The organism is Variovorax sp. 01T432 (assembly GCF_056398605.1).
In genome coordinates, this window is the sequence record NZ_JBFTPS010000010.1 from 64,977 (window position 1) to 88,797 (window position 23,821).

The 23,821-nt window shown below is 64.1% G+C and carries 28 protein-coding genes; 10 read left to right on the forward strand and 18 right to left on the reverse strand.

Annotation, left to right across the window (positions count from 1 at the left end; all coding sequences use genetic code 11):
* From AC1DNF_RS10540 to AC1DNF_RS10570, 7 genes are all read right to left on the reverse strand, one after another.
* Positions 1-1,401 carry a DotG/IcmE/VirB10 family type IV secretion system protein gene (locus AC1DNF_RS10540; RefSeq protein WP_478148528.1) on the reverse strand — a complete coding sequence of 467 codons (1,401 nt, stop codon included), beginning with the start codon at positions 1,399-1,401 and terminating at the stop codon, positions 1-3.
* 14 nt (positions 1,402-1,415) lie between these two features.
* Entirely contained in the window at positions 1,416-2,291 is an 876-nt protein-coding gene (locus tag AC1DNF_RS10545; protein WP_478148529.1) for a DotH/IcmK family type IV secretion protein, read from the reverse strand.
* 387 nt (positions 2,292-2,678) lie between these two features.
* The gene (locus AC1DNF_RS10550) at positions 2,679-2,939 is read right to left on the reverse strand and encodes a hypothetical protein (RefSeq protein ID WP_478148530.1); all 261 of its coding nucleotides are present in this window, start codon (positions 2,937-2,939) and stop codon (positions 2,679-2,681) included.
* A gap of 58 nt (positions 2,940-2,997) precedes the next feature.
* Positions 2,998-3,657 carry a DotI/IcmL family type IV secretion protein gene (locus AC1DNF_RS10555; protein WP_478148531.1) on the reverse strand — a complete coding sequence of 220 codons (660 nt, stop codon included), beginning with the start codon at positions 3,655-3,657 and terminating at the stop codon, positions 2,998-3,000.
* Between the two features lie 11 nt (positions 3,658-3,668).
* Positions 3,669-4,070, reverse strand: a complete 402-nt coding sequence (locus AC1DNF_RS10560; protein WP_478148532.1) for a hypothetical protein — start codon at positions 4,068-4,070, stop codon at positions 3,669-3,671.
* A 4-nt stretch (positions 4,071-4,074) separates the two neighbouring features.
* Entirely contained in the window at positions 4,075-4,680 is a 606-nt protein-coding gene (locus AC1DNF_RS10565; protein ID WP_478148533.1) for a hypothetical protein, read from the reverse strand.
* Positions 4,677-5,522: a hypothetical protein gene (locus AC1DNF_RS10570; RefSeq protein WP_478148534.1), complete on the reverse strand. Its 846-nt coding sequence runs from the start codon at positions 5,520-5,522 to the stop codon at positions 4,677-4,679. The genes AC1DNF_RS10565 and AC1DNF_RS10570 overlap by 4 nt, the downstream gene beginning before the upstream one ends.
* 223 nt (positions 5,523-5,745) lie before the next feature.
* On the opposite strand from AC1DNF_RS10570, the gene AC1DNF_RS10575 reads away from it, so the two are divergent.
* The 3 genes from AC1DNF_RS10575 to AC1DNF_RS10585 are packed head-to-tail and all read left to right on the forward strand — an operon-like array spanning position 5,746 to position 7,882.
* Positions 5,746-7,188, forward strand: coding sequence for a replicative DNA helicase (locus AC1DNF_RS10575; RefSeq protein ID WP_478148535.1), 1,443 nt, complete (start codon positions 5,746-5,748; stop codon positions 7,186-7,188).
* The gene (locus AC1DNF_RS10580; protein ID WP_478148536.1) at positions 7,185-7,574 is read left to right on the forward strand and encodes an HU family DNA-binding protein; all 390 of its coding nucleotides are present in this window, start codon (positions 7,185-7,187) and stop codon (positions 7,572-7,574) included. Before AC1DNF_RS10575 ends, AC1DNF_RS10580 begins: the two co-directional genes overlap by 4 nt.
* Before the next feature lie 38 nt (positions 7,575-7,612).
* Entirely contained in the window at positions 7,613-7,882 is a 270-nt protein-coding gene (locus AC1DNF_RS10585; protein ID WP_478148537.1) for a hypothetical protein, read from the forward strand.
* 54 nt (positions 7,883-7,936) lie between these two features.
* Here AC1DNF_RS10585 and AC1DNF_RS10590 read toward each other — a convergent pair whose 3' ends face one another.
* The 6 genes from AC1DNF_RS10590 to AC1DNF_RS10615 form a co-directional block, all read right to left on the reverse strand.
* Positions 7,937-8,917: a DUF72 domain-containing protein gene (locus AC1DNF_RS10590; protein WP_478148538.1), complete on the reverse strand. Its 981-nt coding sequence runs from the start codon at positions 8,915-8,917 to the stop codon at positions 7,937-7,939.
* Between the two features lie 9 nt (positions 8,918-8,926).
* A complete protein-coding gene (locus AC1DNF_RS10595; protein ID WP_478148539.1) occupies positions 8,927-9,427 on the reverse strand; it encodes a hypothetical protein in 501 nt (166 codons plus the stop codon).
* Positions 9,428-9,447: 20 nt separating this feature from the next.
* Positions 9,448-9,732, reverse strand: a complete 285-nt coding sequence (locus AC1DNF_RS10600; RefSeq protein ID WP_478148540.1) for a GIY-YIG nuclease family protein — start codon at positions 9,730-9,732, stop codon at positions 9,448-9,450.
* A gap of 68 nt (positions 9,733-9,800) precedes the next feature.
* Positions 9,801-10,139: a hypothetical protein gene (locus AC1DNF_RS10605; RefSeq protein WP_478148541.1), complete on the reverse strand. Its 339-nt coding sequence runs from the start codon at positions 10,137-10,139 to the stop codon at positions 9,801-9,803.
* Positions 10,140-10,433: 294 nt separating this feature from the next.
* The gene (locus AC1DNF_RS10610; protein WP_478148542.1) at positions 10,434-11,351 is read right to left on the reverse strand and encodes a DNA/RNA non-specific endonuclease; all 918 of its coding nucleotides are present in this window, start codon (positions 11,349-11,351) and stop codon (positions 10,434-10,436) included.
* Positions 11,352-11,700: 349 nt separating this feature from the next.
* Positions 11,701-12,693 carry an IclR family transcriptional regulator gene (locus tag AC1DNF_RS10615; RefSeq protein WP_478148543.1) on the reverse strand — a complete coding sequence of 331 codons (993 nt, stop codon included), beginning with the start codon at positions 12,691-12,693 and terminating at the stop codon, positions 11,701-11,703.
* On the opposite strand from AC1DNF_RS10615, the gene AC1DNF_RS10620 reads away from it, so the two are divergent.
* From AC1DNF_RS10620 to AC1DNF_RS10650, 7 genes are all read left to right on the forward strand, one after another.
* Positions 12,681-13,661 (forward strand): fumarylacetoacetate hydrolase family protein, encoded by a 981-nt coding sequence (locus tag AC1DNF_RS10620; RefSeq protein WP_478148544.1) that lies wholly within the window; start codon positions 12,681-12,683, stop codon positions 13,659-13,661. The genes AC1DNF_RS10615 and AC1DNF_RS10620 overlap by 13 nt on opposite strands.
* A gap of 44 nt (positions 13,662-13,705) precedes the next feature.
* Positions 13,706-14,251, forward strand: a complete 546-nt coding sequence (locus AC1DNF_RS10625) for a VOC family protein (protein ID WP_478148545.1) — start codon at positions 13,706-13,708, stop codon at positions 14,249-14,251.
* Positions 14,252-14,347: 96 nt separating this feature from the next.
* Positions 14,348-15,502 carry an alpha/beta hydrolase family protein gene (locus tag AC1DNF_RS10630; RefSeq protein ID WP_478148546.1) on the forward strand — a complete coding sequence of 385 codons (1,155 nt, stop codon included), beginning with the start codon at positions 14,348-14,350 and terminating at the stop codon, positions 15,500-15,502.
* A 167-nt stretch (positions 15,503-15,669) separates the two neighbouring features.
* Positions 15,670-16,719 carry an IS110 family RNA-guided transposase gene (locus tag AC1DNF_RS10635; RefSeq protein WP_478148547.1) on the forward strand — a complete coding sequence of 350 codons (1,050 nt, stop codon included), beginning with the start codon at positions 15,670-15,672 and terminating at the stop codon, positions 16,717-16,719.
* Between the two features lie 304 nt (positions 16,720-17,023).
* Positions 17,024-17,998, forward strand: coding sequence for a Bug family tripartite tricarboxylate transporter substrate binding protein (locus tag AC1DNF_RS10640; RefSeq protein ID WP_478148548.1), 975 nt, complete (start codon positions 17,024-17,026; stop codon positions 17,996-17,998).
* Positions 17,999-18,013: 15 nt separating this feature from the next.
* Entirely contained in the window at positions 18,014-19,039 is a 1,026-nt protein-coding gene (locus tag AC1DNF_RS10645) for an NAD(P)H-quinone oxidoreductase (protein ID WP_478148549.1), read from the forward strand.
* A 23-nt stretch (positions 19,040-19,062) separates the two neighbouring features.
* A complete protein-coding gene (locus tag AC1DNF_RS10650) occupies positions 19,063-19,818 on the forward strand; it encodes an alpha/beta fold hydrolase (RefSeq protein WP_478148622.1) in 756 nt (251 codons plus the stop codon).
* Positions 19,819-19,860: 42 nt separating this feature from the next.
* On the opposite strand, the gene AC1DNF_RS10655 is transcribed toward AC1DNF_RS10650, so the two are convergent.
* The 5 genes from AC1DNF_RS10655 to AC1DNF_RS10675 form a co-directional block, all read right to left on the reverse strand.
* A complete protein-coding gene (locus AC1DNF_RS10655) occupies positions 19,861-20,226 on the reverse strand; it encodes a hypothetical protein (RefSeq protein WP_478148550.1) in 366 nt (121 codons plus the stop codon).
* 51 nt (positions 20,227-20,277) lie between these two features.
* Complete coding sequence (locus tag AC1DNF_RS10660) at positions 20,278-20,532, reverse strand: hypothetical protein (RefSeq protein WP_478148551.1); 255 nt, start codon at positions 20,530-20,532, stop codon at positions 20,278-20,280.
* 14 nt (positions 20,533-20,546) lie between these two features.
* Entirely contained in the window at positions 20,547-21,395 is an 849-nt protein-coding gene (locus AC1DNF_RS10665; protein ID WP_478148552.1) for a DNA methyltransferase family protein, read from the reverse strand.
* Positions 21,392-21,652, reverse strand: coding sequence for a hypothetical protein (locus AC1DNF_RS10670; RefSeq protein ID WP_478148553.1), 261 nt, complete (start codon positions 21,650-21,652; stop codon positions 21,392-21,394). The genes AC1DNF_RS10665 and AC1DNF_RS10670 overlap by 4 nt, the downstream gene beginning before the upstream one ends.
* A 112-nt stretch (positions 21,653-21,764) precedes the next feature.
* On the reverse strand, positions 21,765-23,699 hold the full coding sequence (locus AC1DNF_RS10675) for an adenine nucleotide alpha hydrolase family protein (RefSeq protein WP_478148554.1): 1,935 nt from the start codon (positions 23,697-23,699) through the stop codon (positions 21,765-21,767).
* Between the last annotated feature and the right edge of the window lie 122 nt (positions 23,700-23,821).

The following is a 23,821-nucleotide window of genomic DNA, read 5'->3' on the forward strand; positions in this document are numbered from 1 at the left end:
TTAGCGCACCTGCATTTGATTCATTGGAGCCGCCGGGGCGAAGGAGCCGTAGTTCATGCCCGTGCTCAGGTTGGGCTGAGAAACGGGCGCGGGCACGTAGACCACCTGCTGTGGCACGCGCTCCTGTTGCTGCGGCATCTGCGGCTGGCTGGCTCCGGCGGACGCGGTCGGTGTCTGGACCGTGTTGAACAGAATGCCGATCGTGGTGTTCGCAGCGAGCGTCACCGTATTCGGCTGCTGCGCAAGTCCCTGGACGGCTTGCTGGCCGATCTGGGTTGCCGAGGCCAGCCCAGCCGCGGCGGCCTGGCGATTCGTCGCTTCAGGCAAGACAACCGACGAGCTAAGCCCGTTGGTCACGACCTCCGAGCTGCGCTGGGAGATCGCGCTGGCCGCGCCACTCACCGTGGCGAACGTGATCGGCAGGATGTACTTTGAGAGGATGTGACGATCGATGCTGCCAGCGAGAGCGTCAGCCGACGTCTGTTCGTCCAGCGCCACTGCGTTGATCTTCGCAACCTTGCCGTTGAATCGAATATCCGTGAATGTGACTTGGAGGCCCTCGCCCCGGTTCAGGACCGCGGTTCCCTTCAGGAACGCCCCCGCGAACTTCCCACCGACGATCTCCGCTGAGACGTAGGGGGACTTCGCCGTATCGATCGGCGAAGTGGTCCGCGCCACCTGGATGGTCAGCGGGCCCGGGAGGTCCAGATCTTCGGCGACGGAGCTCGTGGCGGCCGCGCCCTGCCCGCTCGCCGCGCCGCCCATCGGCCCCTGGCCCGCCGCCACCTTGTTGGGATCTTGGTACGCCTGCACCCGGGAGACGGCAGCGCCGGAGGGTGCGTCTGCCAAGAGCTGCGCAAGTTGGCGATTCAGGCCTTCCTGAATGGCCTGCTGCCGTGCAGGGTCCTGGTACGAGCCCGGCTGTACGGCGACCTGCGGAGCGTTGACGTATGTCTGGTACGACCCAGGGCCCGGACCCGCTCCTGGAGCGCCCAATCCGACTGGGCCACCGGACTTGTCCTGGGCGACAGGAGCGCCCGCCGGCGGCGGCACGTACACGCCACCTGCGGTCTTGCTCTCCTCGGCCTTCTGACGCTGGATCTCCGCGAGGCGGCCCTTCTCGTAATCGGTCTGAACGACATCCGTCTGCTGTCCCGTGGTGCGCAAAGGAAGCACGACATTGGCGTTCATGTCCTTCTTGCCACTGGCCATGAAGACGAGTCCGCCGACCGCCACAAAGGCGACGCCGAAAGCGAGCGCCACCCATTTGATGACCCGCTTGGCGCCGGGGTCCAGCCGCGTGCCTTTGCCCGTCCCTGCCGGCGCGGCACCAATCTCGTTGCTTTCCGTGGCGTCGAACTCCAGTTCGCCGGCGTCGTGTTGCTGCTGTTCGTTGTTCATGTGCGCTTCGCCCGTCACTTGGTGGATCCTTGAAGCCCCGCGCTCGACAACATGGCTCCCGAAACTGAGGTGGCATTCGAACCTGCCGGCTCGACGCTGATTCCGCCGAGCGCCACGTTGCGAAGCTCGCCGCCTTGCGAGATGACGACCACCGGGGTAATCGGCAGCTGATAGACGAACACGCCGTCCGAGGACCCCTGCCGGCGCATCCACGCAGGCGAAAGGATCTGGGCCGACGTCCGAACGGCCATGGTCGTGGGCGAGATCTGCCAAGCCATGATCTCGTCTGTACCACTGCCACCGATCGTGAGGCGCCGGGCCTCGCGCGGCGGGGTGCGGTACAGGTAGGCCATCAGTTCGTCGGCCATGTGGGTCGGAGCGGGCGCGGCACTCGCCATTGCCGTCGGCGGCACGCCACCCACGAACTTCGGCACGACCAGGTCGAGGTTGTAGTCCGTCGCGTCCTGCGCCGGCATCACCGTGACCGACACCGGCCGGGAGATATCCTTGAGCTTGAACGCGATGTTGCCGATCTGCGGCAGCTTCATTCCGACGGAATAGACGTGTTCGGCCAGGGCCTTGACGTCATACCCGGCGTCATTGAAGTTGTCCGCGGCCTCGACCGGCCAAGGACGCCCCGCTGCGTCAACGAACATGATCGTCGCTCCTTGACGTGGCGAAAGACGCAACACGGGCGGCGTCCCGCCAGGAGAGAGATCCACGGTGGTCTGGGTACTCGTGGGCCGAGCGGGCGCACGACCGGTCACGTTCTCCGTGAAAGCATCCTTGCGCTCTTCAATCTGCTTGCGCAGATTGACGATTTCCTTGAGCGTCAGCGGCGCCACTTTGTCGAGCACCGCCTGCGAGGTCGCGACATAGGGCGTCGGCATGGCGGCGGCGCTAGCCTGTGTTGGCTGAGTGGCTGGAGACGCCAAGGGCCCTGACCCCTGTGCGCCGGGCGCGCCCGACGGAGAGGGCCCATTCTGAGGCAACGCGCCTGCGGGCGCGGCACCTGGCTGGTTCGCCGCGGCACCGGCCGGAGCCCCCAGACTTGAAACGCGAGCCACGCCCTGGGCGTGCACCGCGGTCAGCCCCGCGCATCCGAGCAGCGCCACCAAGGCGGCCGCGGCTGCCTGCCGACCCCGAATGCCGATGCCCGTAGCCATCGCTGTTCGGGCTTTCGCTCGCGTGACTGAATCTCTTTTTTCATTCATTTCGCTATTGTGCTGCAAACTATTTCAATGGTGCTCTTCGGCATCGCTTTTCCGATGCGCAAATTAGACGAACGGAATGCCCGTGTGGGCGGCGATCTCGAGACGCATTGCCATCTTGGAATAGATGCAGGCATTCGCGAATGGCGTAGGAGCCGTCGCCCAGAGCTCGGCCAGTTCTGCACGAGTGGCCGCCGTATCGGGAAGGACCTCGTTGTACATCGCGTACCACTCCGGATGGTTTGCCTCGATGGCATCCATCTCGGCAGTTGCAATCGCCATGCCGATGGTTTCGGGATCGAGTTGTTTTTGTTCGTTCGCGCTCATGTTGGTTCTCGCTAGTTGCACTAAAGAATGGGTGGTTGAGGGTTGCTGCCTACAGGGGTTAGTTTCTGGACGCATCAGGGACCAGTTGCAGGCTGTCGATCGCGATGCCGCGAGGGTTCTGATCCAGAGCTACTCGGCGCACGACCACCTGCAATACGAAGGGCCGCGGCACGTCGCTGACCTTCGTCCCGCGACGAAAGAGCGAAATTGGGGCTTGCACGCGCCAGGCGAAAGCGCCGTTGAACTCGCCCCGCTTGGCGATCACAGGGGTGTCAGCCAGGCTTACAGACATCGTCAGCTCACGGTCAACGATGTCCTTCACCCAGGGAGCAAGGGCCTCTTCCACGGCGTCTCCACCCTTCTCGGTGAAGCAGGCTTTCGAGCCCTGAAGTGTCGTGCGCCAGTGCAGGAAGTCGTGGCTGAAGACCGCCCGCGCGCACTCGTCGACATAGCCGAGCACCCGCGCATCGCTCACATATGGCTGGTCCAGCGGAATGACGGGAATCAGGCGTCCATCGGTTGTCGCGGCGATGACCTCGCGATGAGTACGCGTGACGAAGACGATGGCGATGATCAACGCCGTCGCGAGTGCGACCACCGAAATGGCGAGCAGGACGGCCAGGCGCGTGAGCCTGCTCACTTGCGCGGCGGCCGCTCCGCCCGCGCGGGCAGAGCCGCCTGCTGCCGCCACGGCCTTCAAGGTGCCGGCCTTCTTCACTGCTGTTGCGCTCATTCGTCAGTCGCCCTCTTGGGCGTCGTTCTGTTGGGGTCGGATGCTTTGTTTGCCCGGTTCGGGCTTGCCGCCGCGGCAACCGAGGCGCCGGTACCCTCCGGGCGCCCCTGGGCCTGGGCTGCGGACGTGTTAGCAGCGAGAAGGGCGCGGAGCGCTTGCTCGTTGCTCTTGTCGAGTTGGTGCAGTGGGACCAAGGCACCGCCGGGGGTCACGGCCACGACTTCGTAGTCCATCTGCACCGCCCAAACGACGGCGCATAGAAGAGCGATCGAGATGGCCGCGGCCACGATGGCGATCCACACGGCGATGCTGGTGAGCGTGCCGGTCATCTTCGGCGCGATCACGCCGGCCAGCGCGAGCGCGTCCGAGCCCATAGGGTTCAGCGTCCTGGCGTCCACTTCTTCAGCCTCGAGGCCCGGCGCCGTCAGTCAGCAACAGATCGGCGTCGGAATGCGCGACCCTCTTCGAAATCTCGTGCAGGCCCCTGGGAGCCGGCAATGAGGGGCGCTGGCTGGGGGGCGACAGGGACTCCTGAAACTCCTGGGTCCGCGCCGTTCCGAAGGCGGTCGCGAACCGCTCGGCGAAAGAGCTCCACGCGAACCGGTCGCCGCGGTCCGGCATGATCTCGTTGATGCGGGCCCATCCACCCATGTTCTCGATGGCTCTGCAGAGCATCGGACCGGCCAGCTCCTGCTTCGGCGCTTCGTACGGCCCGACACGGGACACCAACAGATAGAGGCGCTCCAGCGCGGTCTCTTCCTCAACAAACGTGGGATCGAGCGCCTTGCGCAGATCCGCGACAGTTGGTGCCTTCCTGCTATTGGTCGAGACCCAGTTCAACAGGAATTTCGTGGTCGCGGCCGATCCGAAGGCCTCGATGGCGGCAAGCCAGGCCGTGACCTCAAGGTCATTGAGTTCGTGGCGGCAGGCGGCGCAAGCCTGCACAGCTGTCTCGAGGACGCCGGCGATCTCTTCCTCGGCGGTCTTGCTCTCTTGAGGTCCGCTCATGCTGCAGCTCCAGGGGCGCCAGCACCTCGGCTAAAGCCGAACCCACGAGGAGTGAAGCCGCCAGGCGCGGGCCGCGCCGCCTGCTTCACCTCCGCGTCCTGAACATCGCTCTGGGCACCGAACCGCTTGGCAAGCACGCGGCTCACCGAGGACTGGCTCCCATTCAACGCGGCCGATTCGAACGACTGCGGTCCGGAACGCGCCGGCGCCGGCGCCCCCAGGACAGGCGTGAGGCGGGCACGGCTGTCACGAGGCCAGTAACCGAACCGTGCCAAGAAGTCGCGCTGCGTAATCGAACTTGAGAAGAAATTGCGGGCCGTCGCGTCCCAGTTCGAGTACAGGCGCTTGCTTGCGGTCGCAAAGTCCTTGAACTTCTCCAACAACCAGGCTTTGTGCTCGTCCAAGATATAGCCCGCGTCCTCTGCGTTCTTGAGGAGGGCTTCACTGAACCGGAAATCCTTGTCCAGAGCACGCTTTCCCTTGCTTCGGCCTTGCGGTTTGATCTCGCCGACCAATGGGAATTCGTCCACTGCCTGCCCCGCCAAGACTGACGACGCCGCCAACTCCCCGAGCTGAGTACCAAATCGCTCATTGACCGCATCGAACAACTCGCCCATCGCTCGGTGTCGCCATGCGCCGTCCTCGACCTCATCGAAGCCTTGAAGCACTTCGTGCCCCTTGACGGCCCAAACATTTGCGCTCAAGCCGCTCAAACGCGAGAGGATGAGGGGGTCAGCCGGGAGCGTTGCCGGCCGGCTGGATCGCGAAGCGGCCTCAAGAAGAAGCACTCCTGCGCGAACCACCGAAGGGTCGTCCGAGTGAAACCAGGTGGACTCCGTCATCCAACGACAGTCCATAGTTACGGTGATTAATGTGTTGACCATCTTTTTTCGTCCGCGATGTTAGTCGATTGCGTGCATAGGCGAACGGATTTTCTGTTTTGCATTGACTGTCGTTGCTTGTTCTCTCCAGAATATCAACACGAAACGCGATCCGTAAGGTCAACGTTCCGACTAAATAGAAACTTAGGTTTCTGTTTCAGATATTCGATGAAAAAAACTTTCGATGACAGCAACTACCAACGCACCCCTTGCCTTTCCACCCGCGCAGAGCCCCCCTGCCGCCAGTCGTGCGGCCAATGAAGCGTCGGTCGCAGCGTCCGTCGCAAACAACCCGCTCATTTCGCAGATCAGCGAACGCACCGTCCTTTCCTCTCTGCTACAAGAAGGCCGCGATGCCCTGTCTGGCCAGATCGCGGCGATCCTGGGCCCACTGGACTTCGGCCAAGAGATCCACGCGAATCTCTTTCGCCTCTGGCAGACCTTGGGTCAGGCCGGGCACCCTCGGGATCTGGTCGCGTTGGTCGACGCTTCGCGCACGCACAACCTCTTCACCGGCGGGGAGGACTATCTGATCAACCTTGCGACGAATCCGACCTACCTCACCGCGGGCGTGGAAGCGATCCAGGCAGCGGCCACGCGCATCAAGCAGCTGAGCGTCACCCGGACGCTTGTCGAATCGGCGACACAGTTCGTGAAGACGGCATCTGAGGGCCAGACGAGCGTCGAGGCGCTCATGACCGTACTTGAAGACTCCGTCGCCAACGCGCGCACGGCATCGAAGGCGTCGCGATCTGGCCCCGAGCACTTGGCAGGCTTCATCTCCGTCCTGCTGGAGCAGATCGAACGGCGCCTCGAGGGACACGAGGTGGAGTCCGCTGTCACCACCGGCTTCCCGAGCGTGGATGCGCTGCTGGGAGGCGGCTTCGTCGACGAGGACTTGGTTGTCCTCGCTGCGCGGCCATCCATGGGCAAGACCGCGATGGAAGTCAACTTCATGCTGGCTGCCGCAGACGCCGGCCGCGCCGCCCTGCTCTTTTCCATGGAGATGCGTGGCACCTCGATGGCCAAGCGGATGATCTCGCGCGCCGGCCGCATTCCAGGAGAGGTCTTCACGAGCGCCGAGCAGTTGGGCGAACGGCTGGATGGCATCTACGACGCTGCCCATAGCCTCGGCAACCAGACGATCTTTATCGACGAGTCGCCCGGCCTGTCTTTGGCCGAGATCCGCACACGTTCACGTCTCTTCCTCGCACAGAACTCGGGGCGCAAGCTCATCATCGGCGTCGACTACTTGCAACTTATCTCCGCCGGAGCTGCGGCCAAGCCCGGCGCCGATCCGCGCGTGGTCGTTGGCGACGCCTCGAAGGGCCTCAAGCAGCTCGCCCGGGAACTGAAGTGCCCCGTGATCTCCCTCGCCCAGCTCAGCCGTACAGTGGAGCAGCGCGCGAACAAACGCCCCATGATGTCCGACTTGAAGGAATCAGGTCAGATCGAGCAGGACGCGGACGTGATCATGTTCCTGTACCGCGACGAGGTCTACAACCCTGAGACCCCCGAGCCAGGCATCACCGAACTCATCGTGGCGAAGCAGCGGGAGGGCGCAACTGGCACCCGCAAGCTGGCGCACCAACTCGCGTCGTCGCTCTATGAGGAACACCTCCAATGACGGCGCCGACCCCTCGCAAGCGGCGCTCACGCTACAGCGCGAATGCCGTCGTCCGGAAGGAGGCCGAGCTGCTCAACATCTCGCCCGAGTTCAGCGTTTCGTTCTTCTTCAACCTCATGAACCGCGTCGTCAGCAGCGCGATGGTCAATGGCGAATGCTGGGTGCAGGGGATCGGAACGTTCAAGCGCACCGAGTACGCCGCGCGCCGGCGACACAACCCACGCACAGGGGAGATTGACCACATCCCCGCAGGCGAGAAGATCACATTCCACCCGACCAAGCCCCGAAAGCCAAAGGCCAAAGTCGAACAAGCCGATCAGGCGCCGATCAAGCCCGCGCGTAAGCGCACCCAGGCCGTCGAGTCGACGGTGCACAGGATGAGGTAACCATGTCGCTCTGAACCATCAAGACGCGCACGGAGGTCTTGCTCATCACCGCCGGGTGGCTATGGACGTTCTCCCTGGCCGGTATCACCAGGTCAGCCGATTCCTCCAAGACGGCTGTCGCCGCCGGGCTGGCGCTTGCACTATCGCTCGGCTTTCGCCGCTCCGTCATGGGCTTCTTTCGAACAGACCTCGACACCATCGGCGACCGGATTACCGAGGCCTACCTCTGGACGATCGTCGCGGCCGTCGTCGGCCTGGTATGCGCCGTCTACGTGCTGGCCGGTGGCCCCTCGCCATTCGAACACTGAATTCTTCCGCGCATCGCGCGCAAACCTAACCCAGGCCCGCTCCCGCGAGCAATGTCACTCCGTGACGCTTCGATGAGACGAAGGCGGATTCGACCGCCCTTCTTCCGAACGACCGCTGACCGCCTCCCCAGCGAGGGCCAGCGCCCGCATCATCGTTCGCCCATTGCGCTGCGCCTGGTCCTCCATGTTGTTGTTGAAGATGACGTGGGTGCGGCCAACCGACTTTGCGAGCTGCGCGACCTGGCTGGCCAGCGCGTTGATTTCTGCGTCCGGGTAGTCGTAGTTGAATCGGTCTGAGGCCGCCGTCGCACCCTTCACGTTCCATGTGGCCGCATTGCGCCCGTGCAGGCGCACCAGCGCGTAATCGGGGTGGGTTGTCTCCCAGATGGCCGGCACGCTATTGACGAAGCCCTGCGGCTCGTCCACGATGGTGTGAACCGCACCAAGCTGCTGGAGAAAGCGCAGCGTCCCCGCCCGATGCTCCGGCTGGAACCAAGTCTTGTTGCGAAATTCAACGCTGACGGTATGGCCGGCCATCCGCTCAATGCAGCTCTGCACATGATCGTGGCCTTCTCGATTGCGCAGCAGCCACGGCGCGAACTGAAAGTGCACCAGGCCGAGCCGACCCGCGTTCTTCAGGGGCGCCAGCGCTTCGACGTACCTGCGCCACAGCTCGGCAACGATCTCGACGGGCAGCTTCTTGTAGTAGAGCGCCTTGCCAGGGGGTACGCCGCCGCCGTCCGCCAGGGCCTGCTGAATGTCCTTGTGCAGGACATCGAGCTGCGTCTGGTGTCCGGTGAAGAGGCGAAACGCCTTCACATTCATCGTGAACGAGTCGGGCGTTCGCTCTACCCAGAGCTGCGCGGTACTCGCCGACGGGATCCCGTAATAGCTGGAGTCGACCTCCACGAGCGGGAACTGGGTGGCGTAGAAGCGCAGCCGCGCCTCAGCGCTTGTCGCTTCCTTGGGGTAGAAGCGACCGCAGGCGATCAGCGTCGGGTCGGTCCATGAGGCCGTACCAACCAGGATGGGCATGACGCCATCCTACCGAATCCGCTCTGGTCGCCCAAACAGCGCCTCGTCTTGAACCTCAACCGTCTTGCCCGCGACGGCGGCTTGGATCAGCGGCTCAGCTTCAGCAGCATCTGCGTCGCCCGCGCCGTCGCCGCGCATCAACGCAAGAACGACCTGCTGCGAGACCTCTTGCGCCAGTCCTGCCGGCGCCAGCCGGCCGCCTGGCCCCAGCGTGAAACGCTCCCGAAAGAGCAGGCCGTCGGCGCTGCCCGCAATCACGGTCCAGGACACGGGCGCGCCCGGCTCTTCGTTCTGCAAAAGCACGTCGGCGGAACGTATCGCGCGATTCGAGCCACCCTTCAGCTGAACCACCAGATCTGCTGCGTGCAGAGCGGTGTTCAGGGCGACGGCGACCTGCGCTTGGCGCAGCGCCGCACGCTGAGCTTCAGCCTGCGCCTCTCGTACGTTCGCACGGTACGCCTGGACTCCAACCGCGAAGACAAGCGCCGCCCCGCCCGCAGCCGTCAGCATCAAACCGCCTCTCACTCCTCTCACGCGCGCACCGTGCCGAGAAAGGCGAGTTTGCCGGACCGCCGGAACCTCTTGATCGCGTACTCGGCCTTGGATGCTGCAGATCGATCAGCATACGACCTGGCACCAAGGATACGGAGCGGAGGATTGGCCCGCGTGAACTTGGCTCCCTTACCAGCCCGGTGCGCCGCGAAGCGCTCCGCAAGGCGGTTCGTGATTCCTGCGTACATCACGCCGCCTTTGCATTCGAGGAGGTAGAGGCACCACTTTCCGGCTGGAAAGTCCAATTCGACGTTCGTGCTCAAGTCTGCGTCCTTCACTGAGGCTTTGTTTGGTCAAGGCGAGCGTAGCCACGTGCTCGCGGCTTCTCGGACTACTTCCACGCGGGCGTAGGCCAATGGCGATCGATTGCCGATAGTGGCCACGAGCGCGAAAGACCCCGGAACTCGGCCTCGCGCGCCTCGATCCATTGAGCGACGGTCGGAGTCTGCACGCATCGCTCGGAAGCGCTCTCGCCGGCGGGCGATCGATCCATGCACTCTAGCCAGGCTGCGACCGCTCCTACCGCCGACGGATGGCACGTGAAGTACTTGGCGTCGGCAAGGCTCGCTGCAAGCTCGCGCTGCCTGTTGCCGATCACGGCATGGCTGAACAAGACGAAGATCACGATCAGGACGGCGAGCAGGACTTCGAGCGCGATACGCGGGGGCATACGGGACTCCTCGGTAGTGAGGAAGGTTGGTTCGGGGCTTCAGAACAGGGCGGCCTGCGCGGGGGGGCTCCGGCATTCGCATATTGAGTGCATGGTCGCGCGCGAACACGTGCGCATCGCGCGCCGCGGCCAGGTACGTGTCGCTCGGGGTCTTGCTCGTTTCCTGGCCAGGCACATAGGCCGCCTAAATACGGTCCCGAATCTCCTTGGGCAAAGTGAACCAGTGCGACGAGCAACCCCAGCGTGCGGGCGGAACATGCTTCCGGCAGCCGGGCCAGTGACAGGTGTGCGCTATCACAGGCCACTGTTCCGACGGACCTGTCGCGCCTGCGCGGGGACTGCGCGGTCGAGCAGCGACCATCCGGTCGCCTTGACGAAAGCCGCATAGTCCATTGGAGCTTCGATGCGGGCGGTCGCGGTGTTGTCAAGGATGTAGGCCCAGGAACGACCCGATGCCTCGTCGTAGACCAACTTGAAGAGGCGCGACGGTACCCACACCCGATTCGCGCCGATCGTGCGTCGCTCGCCATCGAAGATCGGACCCGAGAAGACGAACACGTCGCCTTGCGCGCGCCGCACGAACTTGCGGACATCCTTCTCCACCTTCGCCCAGATCTTCCGGTTATTGGTCGGGTCTTGGGGGACCATGTTCGACAGCGCAAAGGACTGTGCCATCGACTGCTGATCTGGCTGGTCCCCAGCGGGTGACAGGTGCCCGCGATCGAGCCCGCTGCCCCGGAAATCCTCCAGCTCAGCGCGCGCGCCATGCGGCAGGCGCGGGTCGGGAAAGAACTCGTCGGTCCGCTTTTCCTCGAGCGCCTGCGCCATCTTTGCCGAGCTCAGGCGTTCAACAACTACCAGGGGCGTCTTGCTCAGGCTCGAGTACAGAACCGCGAAGTGGTTGGAGCAGAGAGCGATCGGCTTCCACTCGGGGTTGACCGAGGCAACATTCAACGGCGCCTGTTGAGGGAACAGGTTCGTGCAGGCGCTGAAGTCTCTGCCGTCGGGCAAGGCGAAGGGAGCGGCGACGTGATCACCGTACGCGCTTCGAAAATGTCTTGCAACGCCAGCGGAGACGGCGTGCTCGGAAAGCGTTCCGAGGCTCCACGCCGAAGCAGGGAGTGAAATCGCACAGAGCCCGCCCGCCAGTAACGCAGCGGAAAGCGCCCGAGACATTAGTCCGAAAGAATTATGTTTGTATGCTGAGTACATTGCGTGCGCTACCTTTCCCGCAACGATACAGGTTGAAGTGTGAATCGCGCTAGGTTGATGACGCGCGATTCGCCTGGCTGTAGCGAGTGCGTCGCATTCATCGGTTCCTCGGCAAGCTTCCCACCCGGATGCCAAGCAGGGCCCCTACGGTCGGCGCTCGTCACCCGATGAGATCCACCCGGCTACCTGCTCGGGCTACCCCGCGCGTGTGCGCAAACCGCACCCTGCCACTGGCGCGATGCGCGCCGCCAAGCGAGGAAATGGCAGGCGCGTCGGCCGGCCGCCGGGCGGTGAAGAACGCCGGAGTTGAGGATGCGAACCAACGCGGCATCGTTGGCTCTGGGCGTCGTCAGGAGCGCAAGAAGGTCCGCCCCGTTCTCAACGCCTGCTCCATCTCCTTTGCGGCGTGCTTCAGAAGCCGGTGCACGACCGTCACACGTGTTTTCGTCATCCGCTCGTTGATGGCCGCGAGGGTGACCGCGCCGGAAATTCGCCCCATGCTGTCGCTGTAGGCCACACCCATCGCGGTCACGCCTGGTGTGACGCGATTGCGGATCAAGGCGAATCCGTTGCGCCGCGCATCTTCGATCGAGGCGCGAAGAGCGTCTTCCGGGAACTTCCATTCCTTTACGATGTACGGCACGACCTGGGCAAGAATGTCTTCGCGTTCGACCTCTTCCAGCGGCGCGAGTATCGCCAGCCCTCCGGCCCCGAGGCCCAGCGGCCGGCGACTGCCGATGCGCAGCGGAACCACCCTAATGGCCGAAGGTCCCTCGACCATGTCGAGACAGACGGCTTCGAATCCGCTGCGTATGTGTACGTAGGCCGTGTCGGCCGCTTCCGCGGCGAGCCTCTCGATCGTCGGACGGAATGCGCCACGAAGATCGAATCTCTGCGCTGCGGCGAGGCCGAGCTCGAATGCCAGCGGCCCTAGCGCATAGCTGCGATTCTCTTCGATCTGGATCACCAGCCGCTCATGAATCAGATGCGCCAGCAGGCGATGGACGGTCGAGTGCGCGAGCGTCGTCTTCGCCGAAAGCTGAGACAGCGGCAGTCCGCGCGGACCGGCGGCCGCCAACAGGCGAAGAAGGGCCGTACCGCGCTGCAGCGGCCCTTCGGCAATTTCTCGGGGTCGATCTGGAGTGTCCATCTGATGGAAGCTGCGCTGGACTGTCCGGAGACAGCGAACCTTGGATGCCGGCGAGTATGTACTTTCATTCAGGAGATTGACAGCGCCCCCAGTTGATTTCCATTGGATGGACAAGCCGGCCTTGCGGTGCTTGCTGACCGAATAATTCACGGCAACGAAACGCGCATCAAGCCATCGAGATGAAACTTGCAAGCCTGAAATCCGATCACCGTGACGGTCGACTCGTCGTCGTCGATGCCGAGCTCACCCGCGCGGTGGAGGTTCCCGAAATCGCCGCGACGATGCAGCTCGCCATCGAGAACTGGCAAGCGGTCGAACCTCGACTCCAGGAAGTCCATGCGTCGCTGCTGGCGGGGCATCGCTCGGACGCCTTTCCCCTCGCGCTGGAACGGCTGGCAAGTCCCTTCCCGCGCGCCTATCAGTTCCTCGACGGGTCCGTCTATCTGCACCACATGGAACGAGCCCGCAAGGCGCGCGGCGCGGAGATGCCTCCCAACTACAAGGTGGACCCCCTCATGTACCAGGGCCTGTCGGACCGCTTCGACGGCCCCATGGATCCGATGCGGCTGCCCAGCGAAGATCTTGGAATCGACTACGAAGCCGAGGTCGCCGTCGTCGTCGACGACGTGCCGATGGGAGTGTCTGTGCGCGACGCGGCTTCCCACATCAAGCTCCTCATGCTGCTCAATGACTACACCTTGCGCAACTTGACGCGGACCGAACTGCCGAAGGGATTCGGCTTCGTGCAGGCGAAACCGACAAGCGCGTTCTCGCCGGTCGCGGTGACGCCCGAGGAGCTTCGGGACGCGTGGGACGGCAGCAAGCTGAGCCTGCCCATCGTCTCTTCGATCAACGGCCGAAGGATGGGCAACGCCAACACCGGCAGCGACATGTTCTTCTCCTATCCGCAGTTGATTTCGCACGCCGCGCGCACCCGGTCGCTCAGTGCTGGGACCATCATCGGCGCAGGCGCGGTGTCGAACCTCGACCGCGCAACCGGATACGCCTGCGTCGCGGAACTGCGAGCGGAAGAAGAGCTGCAAACCGGCTCCGCGAAGACGCCATGGCTTCGCTTCGGGGACGTGGTGCGCATCGAGATCATGGATGCCGACGGGCGATCCGTATTCGGTGCGATCCAGCAGACGATCGCGCAGGCCTGACCGAAAACCCGGAGCCTCGCGCCCCCTGACCTCAAGGAACACGCATGCTGTGCAAAAAACTTCATCACGCGGCCTACCGCTGCAAGGACGCGGCGGAAACGACGGCCTTCTATAGAGACGTGCTCGGACTCAGGTTCTCGCATGCCATGGGCGAGGACCACGTTCCATCGACCGGCATGTACAGCCCCCACGTCCACATCTTCTTCGAGATGGAAGACGGAAGTTCCATCGCCTTCTTCGAGTGTCCAAACGACGCGGGCAACATGAAGGACCTCGACTCACCGGACTGGATCCAGCATTTCGCGTTCGAAGTGGAGAGCGTCGACGCGCTGCTCTCCGCCAAGGAGATGCTTCAACGAATGGGCAAGAGCGTCGTGGGCCCCACCAACCACGACGATTTCATCCTGTCGATCTACTTCTTCGATCCGTCGGGGCACAGGCTCGAGCTCACGGCACGGACCTGCGACGCCGATCGCCTGAGGGCCTTCGAGGAGGAGGCGCCACGCGTCCTCGGCCTCTGGAACCAAACCCACGACTGGTCGCGTCGCGACGAGGTCTTCGGGTCGAACTCCGGCTATCGGAAGCGCTAGCGCTTCCCCGTCCGATCTTCTTTTCGTTCCATGCTCAGCGGCGCCGCCGCCGAGGGCACAACCACGTCCGTCGAAAACCATCCAAAAGGAATATTCATGTTTCATTACTTTCCCGGCAACTACATGTGGTCGCTTGGCGTGAATCGGGCCCTTGCGAGCGGCGCGCTGTTCGGTGAGATCGACTGGGCCTGCAGCCCGCTGCGCGCGGCGGTCAGCGAAGGCGCGACGACGGGGAACGAAGACTGGCACCGCGCATGGCTGAAGCTCGCCACGCAAGTAGAGGGCATCGCTCGCGAAGCCGCCGAAGCGGGCCGCGAAGTCACGGCGCGAGAGCACTACATGCGCGCGGCGCTCTACTACCAGTGGGCCGAGGCCTTCCTCCGGCCCGACGATGCCCGTGCTGCTCCGCTCTACGCGAGTCATCTCTCGAGCTTCGCGGCGGGTGCCGCGAGATTCGATCCTGTCATCGAGATCGTCGACATCCCCTTCGAATCCGAGACCCTCTATGCCTATTTCGTCCGAGGCAAGGGCCCGGGACCGCGCCCGACCGTCGTCCTGTCCGACGGCCTCGACGGCACCAAGGAGGAGATGGTGTACGTGGCCTTCGCGCTGGCACAGCGCGGCATCTCCACACTCGCGATCGATCACCCCGGCCAGGGAGCCACGCTTCGGCTGTCGGGCTTCAAGGCGCGCCACGACTCGGAGGTGGCGGCGGCCGCGGCGGTCGACTGCCTGCAGCGCAGGCCCGACGTCGATGCGACGCGCCTGGGCATCGTCGCGGCCAGCATGGGCGGCTATTACGCGCCACGCGCCGCGGCCTACGAGAAGCGCTTCAAGGCTTGCGTGGCATGGGGGGCCGTCTACGACTACCACGGCGTGTGGGCGCGGCGATTCAAGGCCATGCCGGGACGGCCGGTGTCCCTGGACACCAAGGCCGCCATGGGAACGACGGGGGACCACATTCTCAACATCCTCGGCGCCGCCGACTTCGACGACGCGCTGCGCCGACTCGAACCCTTTCACCTTCGAGAAGCCGCGCGGGATATCACCTGCGACATCCTGGTGGTGCACGGCGAGGACGACAGGCAAACACCGCTGTCCGATGCGCAGCTTCTCTTCGACTCGATCGCGTCGAAAGACAAGACCCTGCGCGTCTTCACTCACGCGGAAGGCGGAGCGGCGCACGTCCAGCTCGATCGACCGGAACCGGCTTTGAGCCTCCTGTGCGACTGGCTCGTCGACCATCTGTAGGCGAGGACTCCGAACCCAACCAAGGAGATGGTATGGACGCCTCCCCCCGCTGATCGATTGCGAACGGTGGCGATGCAGGTGATGAAGGGGGGCCTCGCAGTCGACGGCATCGAGTGCCAAAGTGGAAGTTCTTCGGAACGACCCACTTAACAGACGGAGGCCCCGAGATGAATCGTACGACGTATGGCTTGGACATTGCAAAGAACGTGATGCAACTTCATTGGGTTGATGGCGAGACAGGCGAGATCGGGCGTAAGAAGCTCGGTCGGGCCAAGCTGGGCGAGTTCTTCGCACAGCGGCAGCCGGCACGCGTAGCGATGGAGGCGTGCGGCAGTGCGCACCACTGGGCTCGCGTGCTGGGTGGTCTCGGACATCAGGTGGAGTTGATCCCGGCGCGACAGGTGCGCGCGTTTGTGCGCAGCAACAAGGACGACGCGGCCGATGCGCGAGCGATCTGGCTGGCGGCGCAGCAATCGGACATTCGTCGGGCACCGGTCAAGACCGTCGAGCAACAAGCGGTGATGTCGCTGCATCGGGCGCGTTCGCATTGGGTGAGCGTGCGCACGGCCACGATCAACATGCTGCGAGGCTTGTTGTACGAGTTCGGTGTCGTGCTGCCAGGTGGCAAGAAGGCTGGACTGAAGGCGATGGGAGTCAAGCGGGCCGAGATCGACGATCAACTGCCGCCGCTGATGCGCGAGCTGGTCGACCTGCAGCTCGAAACACTCAAGGGGGTCGAGCGCAGCATCGATCAGCTCGAAGCCGGGATCGCCGAGCAGCAACGCCAGATGGGCACGGCGCGCACGCTGCGCGAAGTGCCCGGTATCGGCGTGCTTGGTGCGACGGCGCTGGCCGCCACGCTGGGAGATGCGAGCGGCTGGCGCTCTGGGCGCGAGTTCGCGGCCAGCCTGGGACTGGTTCCTGCGCATAGTGGAACGGGCGGCAAGACGCGCGTGGGCCACTTGAGTAAGCGTGGTGACCCTTACCTGCGGACCTTGCTCATCCACGGTGCGCGCGCCGTGATTGCGCACGCCAAGGTCATGCCCACGTGGCTCGAAGAATTGCTGCGACGCCGCCCGCTGAACGTGGCGGTGGTGGCGTTGGCCAACAAGATGGCTCGCACGGCCTGGGCGCTCCTGGCGCACGGGCGGGCGTACCGATCGGAGTGGAAGAGCACTCCGTCCAGTGGCTGCGGCGCACGAGCGCAGGCGGCTTAGATCAACAACCTGAGACAACAACCTATAGGAGTGGATGCCGCAAAGAGTGCGTGAGTCGAGTCGATGAAGTGATGGTGGAGCGGTCGGACCGCGGGTCGGGTAAAGCTGAATCTTGTCTAGGGCAAGCCTCGTGCGCAGCCCGTCAATGGAGATGAGCACCGGCCCCGCGCATGACCATCAAGGCCAGCGAGCGGGCTTCGGTCCGATCTGCACAAACAGGCCGGATATAAGACCGCAGTCATTACCGCCGAGTCAGAACTTCAAGAACTCGCTTGCCACACGGGAGGCGTCCATATAAGACAAGATGACATTCAAGACAAGATGGCAGCGTTTCGCGATGACTGCCTTGCTGGGCATCGGGCTCGCCGCGACCGCACAGGCCCAGCCCTATCCGAACAAGCCCATTCGTTTCCTGGTGCCCTATTCCGCGGGCGGCGGCATCGATCTGATCACGCGCGCGGTCGCGGCGCCCTTGAGCGAGCGGTTCAAGCAACCTGTTCTCGTCGAGAACAGGCCCGGGGCGAACGGCGTCCTCGCGACGCGGGAGGCGATCAAGTCGCAGCCGGATGGATACACGCTGCTGGTCGGCGTGCCCGCGACCATCGCGATCAATCCGAGCGTCTACAAGCTGAACTTCGATCCGCTGAAGGACCTGCAGCCGATCGCGCAGCTCGCGGTCGCCCGCTTCGTGATCGTGACATCGTCGGAGAGCGGCATCCAGTCGCTTCCCCAACTCATCGCACTTGCGAAGGCGCATCCCCGAAAGTACAGCTTCGCCTCGTATGGCAACGGGTCGGCCTCCCACCTGGCCGGCCAGATGCTCAGCACTATGGCGGGCATCGACGTCACGCACGTTCCCTACAAGGGCTCCGTCGGCGCCTTGCCCGACATCATGAGCGGTCGCGTCAGCTTCATGTTCGATGTGGTCGCGAACGTGCTGCCGCACGTTCAGTCCGGAAAGCTCAAGGTCATCGCCGTCGCGAGCGAGCAGGAGCTCCCCCAGTTCCCTCGTGTGCCGACGGCGACAAGCGTCGTTCCGGGCTTGTCCGTCGAAGGCTGGGTCGCCATCTTTGCACCCGCGGCGATGCCCCTTCCGCTTGCCTCGCAACTGAGCGGCGAGGTCAAGGCGGTCCTGGCCAGCGGCGAACTCAGGCAACGGCTCGCCGTCGCAGGCTTCGAAGTGACGGACGAGACGCCAGAGCAGATGCGGGAGGTCATTCGCAAGGACTACGCCACCTATGCCAGGGCCGCGCGCGATGCGGGCCTCCACATCGATTGACCCAGGAGACATGAAATGATCGTCATCGACGTTCCCCGCCACGGAGGCCCCGAGGTACTCGCGGCTATCGAGCGGCCCATCCCGACGCCGACCAGCGGCGAACTGCTGATTCGAGTGCATGCGGCCGGGGTGAACAGACCCGACTTGATGCAGCGCGCGGGTGTCTATCCCATGCCGCCAGGCGCCCCGACCGTGCCTGGGCTGGAGGTCTCCGGCATCGTCGCGGCGCTCGGCGATACGGTGTCCGGCTGGAAGGTGGGCGACCCGGTCTGCGCGCTGCTCATTGGCGGGGGCTACGCCGAATATGTCGCGGCTCCGGCCGGACAGTGCATGAGGATGCCGGAGGGCATGGACATGCTGAGTGCCGCCGCACTGCCGGAGGCGGCGGTCACCTGCTGGAGCGCGTTGTTCGAGCATGGGCGGCTGCAGGCCGGCGAACGACTTCTGGTCCATGGCGGCACCAGCGGCGTCGGCTCCCTCGCCATCCAATGGGCGCGCCACGCCGGCGCGCGAGTTTTCGCGACCGCGGGCAGCGAAGAAAAATGCCAGGTATGCCGCGGCCTCGGTGCCGAACTCGCAATCAATTATCGCGAAACAGACTTCGTGCAGGAGATCAGCCGCCATGCGGATGAACAGGGCGTCGATGTCATTCTCGACATGGTGGGGGCCCCTTACTTCGCGAGGAACCTGGAGATCGTCGCCCGCGATGGGCGCATCGTCTACATCGCACATCCGATGGGGCGCGAGCTGACAGTCGACATTGGGCTCGTGATGATGAAGCGGGCCTACATCACCGGAACGACCTTGCGTCATCGCACCCTGGAGCAGAAGGCCCGGATTGCGCGCGAGCTCGAACGCACGCTCTGGCCGATGCTGGCGCCGGGCAGGATCATGCCGGTCGTGAACCGGGTCTTCGCACTGCGCGACGCAGCCAGCGCGCATCGATACCTGGAATCGGGAGACAATGTCGGCAAGATGGTGCTTCAGGTGGAGGCCGCCGATCGAAACTCTGCCTCCGATAGCCTCGCCCGGCGTCCGTGATGAATCCGAGGAGACAGATCGTGATGAAGCCCGTCGTCGTGGGCGAAGGCCCGATCCGCGTTCTCGTGCTGCATGGCTGGTTCGGAAGCGCCGCCGCGTGGGGCCCGTTCGCCGATCTGGTCGACACCTCACGCTTTACCTACGCATTCATGGACTACCGAGGCTATGGCGCCCGCGTCGAGGAGCGGGGCACCTTCTCCATGGACGAAATCGCACAGGATGCGCTCGCGACGGCCGACGCGCTGGGCTGGGAGCGCTTCGACGTGCTGGGCCACTCGATGGGAGGTAAGGCCAGCCTGCGCGTATTGGCGGTCGCGCCGCGGCGTGTGCGCAGGCTGGTCGCCGTGACCCCGGTGCCGGCCAGCGGCGTGCCTTTCGATGCCGCCACTTGGGAGCTGTTCTCCAGCGCGGCGGCGAACCGCGGAGCGCGACACGGGATCATCTCCCATTCGACCGGTGCAAGGTTGTCCGAGCACTGGGTCTCGAACATGGTCCAGCATTCCCTCGACCACTCCGCGCCCGAAGCCTTCGCCGCCTATCTGCAGGCATGGGCCAAGGGTGACTTCTCCACGCAGATCGCGGGCGCCCAAGTACCGATCAAGGTGATCGTCGGGGAGCACGATCCCTCACTCACGGCCGATGTCATGCGCGCCACCTATCTCAAGTGGCTCCCCAATGCCGCGCTCGAAATCATGCGCAACGCCGGCCACTATCCGATGAACGAGACGCCGGTGGCGCTAGCCACCTCGGTCGAGAATTTCCTGGCCGCCGCGCCATAGTTGCCAAGCGCATTGGCGGCCGTCACCACGTCGACGTCGGCTTCAGTCCTCAGGCTTCGGAGCCACCAACGCGCCCACCTGGGCCCCGAACCGGTCGAGAACACTCGCCCGGCTCGCCACACGGGGCGGCTGCTGCTCGAACCGGTAGTACCGAATGGCCTCTTCGACGACATCCCTGGTCGACGTCCCCGGTTCAAACACGGTACCGTGCACTTGCGCCTTTTCCGGGAGCGCCGGCCAGGCCGCCTGGGGCGCGTCCCCCGGCGCGGCCAGCGCGGCCGCAAGAACGCGAAGGGCCGCTGCTACGCCGGCCGGGACACCTTCGCCCTGCAGATGGGCGACAGCTGCCAGGGCGTCCGAGCGCCAGTCGCCGCTAGCGGGTCTCGGATCGTTCGAGGGATGGTCCATGCCCGACAGTATGAGCGCGTTCCCGCGGTGGCGCGAGGGGGCTGAACAGCGTCATTGGTCCGCTCCGGCGGGCGGCCCGGATTCGACGGGAATGCAATGACTCATGCAGACACAGCCGGCCTTGCCCTGGAGCCAAACGACGGCAGTGTGACCGCTTAGGATCTGGGCCTCGGTGCGCGTCTTGAGCCGCTCGCGGGGCGCGCCCTCGCAGAAGAAGTAGTCGACCGTGCCGCCCAAGGGCACCTTCGAATTGAACATGTCTACCTCGGCCTGAAGGCGCTTCTGGGCTTGTGTTTCTCGGTTCATGTCGTGGACTTTGTTCACGCGGCGACAGCTTCGCGTAGTTGGTATTGGCCGGGTGCGGTCCGCTCGAACGCGCTGCCGTGCCGCTGGAGCACCTGGCGCACCTCGGCGCGCCAGTGCGGATTGGTCGTCGGTCGCATCGCTTGAATCGCGTCGTAGATCTGCTCGAGGTCGGCTGCGCCACCCAGTGTCCGCAGAATCTCCCGCACGACTGGAAACCAGACGCCGCGGCTGTCACGGCCCGTGGACACGGCATGCTTCCAGCGTCGATCGATCGCGGCGATCTCCTGCGCTTCGCGATACAGCATGAAGCCGAAGAACCGGCGTTCGCGCTCCTTCGTGAAGGTAGCGAAGCACAGCGGCAGGGACAGCCCAGGGAATAGATTCCTGGGGATCAGTGCCTGTTTGATGCTGAACAACGACTGCAGCTGCTCCACGCGGCTACTTGTCTGCATGATGTACGCGGGCAGGATGAAGCCGGCTTGGCCGCCGTCCTCGAGGATCTCGTGAGACTTGCGCAGGAACGCCGCGACGGTATCGGACTGGAACGGGGGGTTTCCAATGATGGCCTGCACGCGGCCCAGGTCCCGCGCGGGGACCTCCAGAAAATCGCCGACGATCACCTGACGCCCGGACACGCGACGAGCGCGTTCAGCCTGAATGGGATCGATCTCAACGCCCACCACCTCCAACGAGCCGGGCAGAGCGCACAGGAACGCTCCGTCGCCGCACGAAGGCTCGACCACGCGATGCCCGGGCTGGAGCCAGCCGAACGCCTCCTCGACAATGCCTTCCGCGGCGCAGGCGGGCGTGAACCATTGGTGCAGCATCCGCTGCGTTGTTTGGTTTGCGGTCATCGCGCTCACATCGACAGCGGGTAACGATTGTCGAGATAGGACACCTGCTCCCGGTTGAGCTTGACGACGATGGGATCGATGGTCACGGTGAGCCCCGACCGGCGCAATCGACGGGCGAGGCGAACGGCCGGAGCACGAGGCACCAGGCGACACTTATGGCCGACTTGGACGCCAAAGATGCTCTCGGGACGATGCACCCGGATTTGGAAGAGTTTGCGGATCCTGTACTTGATGGCGGCGATCATTTCATCGTGGTCTGAATTCATCTCAGATCAAGGTACAGGCCCGACGCCCGATTTGTAAGGACAGGACCTCGAAAACTTCACGGGTCGGCCGTCGCTGCGCTCCGCCGCATCCGAGGCTGTCGTGCGCCGTCAATCAACCCATCGGCGCCGGCGCGCGCCCCTCTTCGTCCTCCTCATCTTCGTACACCTCCTCTTCGTACACCTCCTCTTCGTACACCTCGGCCACTTCGCCGACCAGGTCGACAAGGTCGCCCTCCTCGAAGAGCGCCGCTTGCGCATGAGTCGGTGACGGATCCGATAGCACGAAACCCCGACTGCGCTGCTCTTCAAGAATCCCCAGCAACCGGTCGCGCTGCACCTCACCCACGAGCCCCTGGCGCTGCATCCACTGCGTGCGCTGGGCAATGGCATGCCAACGCCCGATGCTCGCGTGGGCCGGCGCCACGATGCCCATGCTCAAGTAGGTGCTGAGCGCCTGGGTACGGTCGGCTTCCTCGTTGTGGTAGCGCGCGATGTACTCCTCGCCCATGAGCATGACAAAGTCTGCGGCGCCTTCTTCGTCGACGTCGAACGAGTCCTCGGTGTCCCAGGCGGTCGTGGAATCACCGTTGGGCAGTCGCTTCGCCTCGAAGCCGCACGACTCCGAGAACATCTCATGCGCATGCGAGCGGATGCCGCCGGACAACATCCGGTCGCGCTTTGGATCTCCTGTGCGTCGGTCTTCTTCCCACGCGCCGCCGACATGGATCTTCCCGTACTTGGGGACCGGCGTGCGCGGCAACGGGCCGGTGATCGGAGCATCGCTGAGCTTGCCATCCATCACCTCGAAGAAGATCTTGAGCGCGTGGAACGGCTGGTGAATTCCGTACATCGACCATTGGGCATCAATCGCGACGAGCTCGCGAAACCCCATGATCGTGAAGCGGGGCTTGATGCCGAGCTGGCGCGCCGCGGCTTGTTCCCGAGCTTGTGCGGTGAGTGTGTAACGCAGGAGGCGCTCAAGCATTGTTGGAGAGTAGACATCGGCCCCGACGGCAACGTTGCCGTCCGCGTCGATCGTCCGACCGAGGTAGTTGCGCGCGTCCCAGTCGTACTGTGTGTTCGCAATGTAGTTCCGCAACCGATTCAGGCCCCGCATGAACCCGTATCGTTCCGGATCAGATTCGATCATCGTCTCTGCGCTCTGGTCTTTTCCGACCCTCACGCACGTCCAGCAACCCGATCTTGCCCCACATCCACCCTTCTGCTTTGCGGCTGCCTCCTCAATGCGCATGTTGCCCACTACGGAGCACGATGAGCCGCCGGCGTCCCGATAGAACTGCAAGGTCTCCGAGAAGTCGGAATACGTTTCGATCGTGCCCGCAGATGCGTACCCCAGATATGAGAAGACCTCATCTGCCGGCCAGTGAATGATCGGACTCAACCCCAGACGACCCTTCGCATTCGTCCAGATCTCCGTTGCGCTCTCACCGCGCGCGCGAATGTTCGCTCCGCGGGTCGCGGATTCGTCCAGACGCACGCCGGTCATCACCACCGGTTGGGCGGCAGCACGGTCCTTGCGCAGCGCGGCGAACACTTCGTCCATCAGCCGATTGCCAGTATTTACCTTCCAGTCCATCGAGCAATCGGCTTTCCCGGTGGGAAAGGAAGGCAGCGCGCGGCCGCCAATCACTCGCACCGGCCACGACGTGTAGAGGGTTGGCCGGCCAACCCGGATTTGCAGCGGCAAGCCATTGATGTCAGCAAAGACACGCATCTTCGCCAGCTCACCGTCAGCCAGCAATCGCACTGCTGGGGATTCGACACCCGTGTCCGTGTGAACGACGAGCATTGGCGGGACTGGCAGGCCGATCTGCCCGCGAGCAACGGCCACGGTGAACACCAAGCTCACAAGGACCGAGCTGTCCTTCCCAGAGCTCCACCCCATCACGACCGGCGAGCCCGAGTCCATGACGCCGTCGATGACCCGCATCGCCTCAGCGGCCAACGGGTGGAATTCCTCGATCGTGGCAATGCGCTCCTCGATTGAGGAGCTTGTCGGCGCTGGTTGCGTAGCAGTTTGGTTCATCTCGAATCGGCACTTGTTGCCGATTCAAGATATCTACGGAATCGCGAGACGCGCTATGTGAATGAAATGTTGCGATCTCGCATTTCTGTGCTTGCAGACGGCAGTGCAGCAGCAATCAAGAT

Coding starts and splice junctions, on each gene's coding strand:
- AC1DNF_RS10540 (WP_478148528.1), bottom strand. CDS start 1,401: ATGAACAACGAACAGCAGCAACACGACGCCGGCGAACTGGAGTTCGAC.
- AC1DNF_RS10545 (WP_478148529.1), bottom strand. CDS start 2,291: ATGCCGACGCCCTATGTCGCGACCTCGCAGGCGGTGCTCGACAAAGTG.
- AC1DNF_RS10550 (WP_478148530.1), bottom strand. CDS start 2,939: ATGAGCGCGAACGAACAAAAACAACTCGATCCCGAAACCATCGGCATG.
- AC1DNF_RS10565 (WP_478148533.1), bottom strand. CDS start 4,680: ATGAGCGGACCTCAAGAGAGCAAGACCGCCGAGGAAGAGATCGCCGGC.
- AC1DNF_RS10570 (WP_478148534.1), bottom strand. CDS start 5,522: ATGACGGAGTCCACCTGGTTTCACTCGGACGACCCTTCGGTGGTTCGC.
- AC1DNF_RS10575 (WP_478148535.1), top strand. CDS start 5,746: ATGACAGCAACTACCAACGCACCCCTTGCCTTTCCACCCGCGCAGAGC.
- AC1DNF_RS10580 (WP_478148536.1), top strand. CDS start 7,185: ATGACGGCGCCGACCCCTCGCAAGCGGCGCTCACGCTACAGCGCGAAT.
- AC1DNF_RS10590 (WP_478148538.1), bottom strand. CDS start 8,917: ATGCCCATCCTGGTTGGTACGGCCTCATGGACCGACCCGACGCTGATC.
- AC1DNF_RS10595 (WP_478148539.1), bottom strand. CDS start 9,427: ATGCTGACGGCTGCGGGCGGGGCGGCGCTTGTCTTCGCGGTTGGAGTC.
- AC1DNF_RS10605 (WP_478148541.1), bottom strand. CDS start 10,139: ATGCCCCCGCGTATCGCGCTCGAAGTCCTGCTCGCCGTCCTGATCGTG.
- AC1DNF_RS10610 (WP_478148542.1), bottom strand. CDS start 11,351: ATGTACTCAGCATACAAACATAATTCTTTCGGACTAATGTCTCGGGCG.
- AC1DNF_RS10620 (WP_478148544.1), top strand. CDS start 12,681: ATGAAACTTGCAAGCCTGAAATCCGATCACCGTGACGGTCGACTCGTC.
- AC1DNF_RS10625 (WP_478148545.1), top strand. CDS start 13,706: ATGCTGTGCAAAAAACTTCATCACGCGGCCTACCGCTGCAAGGACGCG.
- AC1DNF_RS10630 (WP_478148546.1), top strand. CDS start 14,348: ATGTTTCATTACTTTCCCGGCAACTACATGTGGTCGCTTGGCGTGAAT.
- AC1DNF_RS10635 (WP_478148547.1), top strand. CDS start 15,670: ATGAATCGTACGACGTATGGCTTGGACATTGCAAAGAACGTGATGCAA.
- AC1DNF_RS10640 (WP_478148548.1), top strand. CDS start 17,024: ATGACATTCAAGACAAGATGGCAGCGTTTCGCGATGACTGCCTTGCTG.
- AC1DNF_RS10645 (WP_478148549.1), top strand. CDS start 18,014: ATGATCGTCATCGACGTTCCCCGCCACGGAGGCCCCGAGGTACTCGCG.
- AC1DNF_RS10650 (WP_478148622.1), top strand. CDS start 19,063: ATGAAGCCCGTCGTCGTGGGCGAAGGCCCGATCCGCGTTCTCGTGCTG.
- AC1DNF_RS10655 (WP_478148550.1), bottom strand. CDS start 20,226: ATGGACCATCCCTCGAACGATCCGAGACCCGCTAGCGGCGACTGGCGC.
- AC1DNF_RS10660 (WP_478148551.1), bottom strand. CDS start 20,532: ATGAACCGAGAAACACAAGCCCAGAAGCGCCTTCAGGCCGAGGTAGAC.
- AC1DNF_RS10670 (WP_478148553.1), bottom strand. CDS start 21,652: ATGAATTCAGACCACGATGAAATGATCGCCGCCATCAAGTACAGGATC.
- AC1DNF_RS10675 (WP_478148554.1), bottom strand. CDS start 23,699: ATGAACCAAACTGCTACGCAACCAGCGCCGACAAGCTCCTCAATCGAG.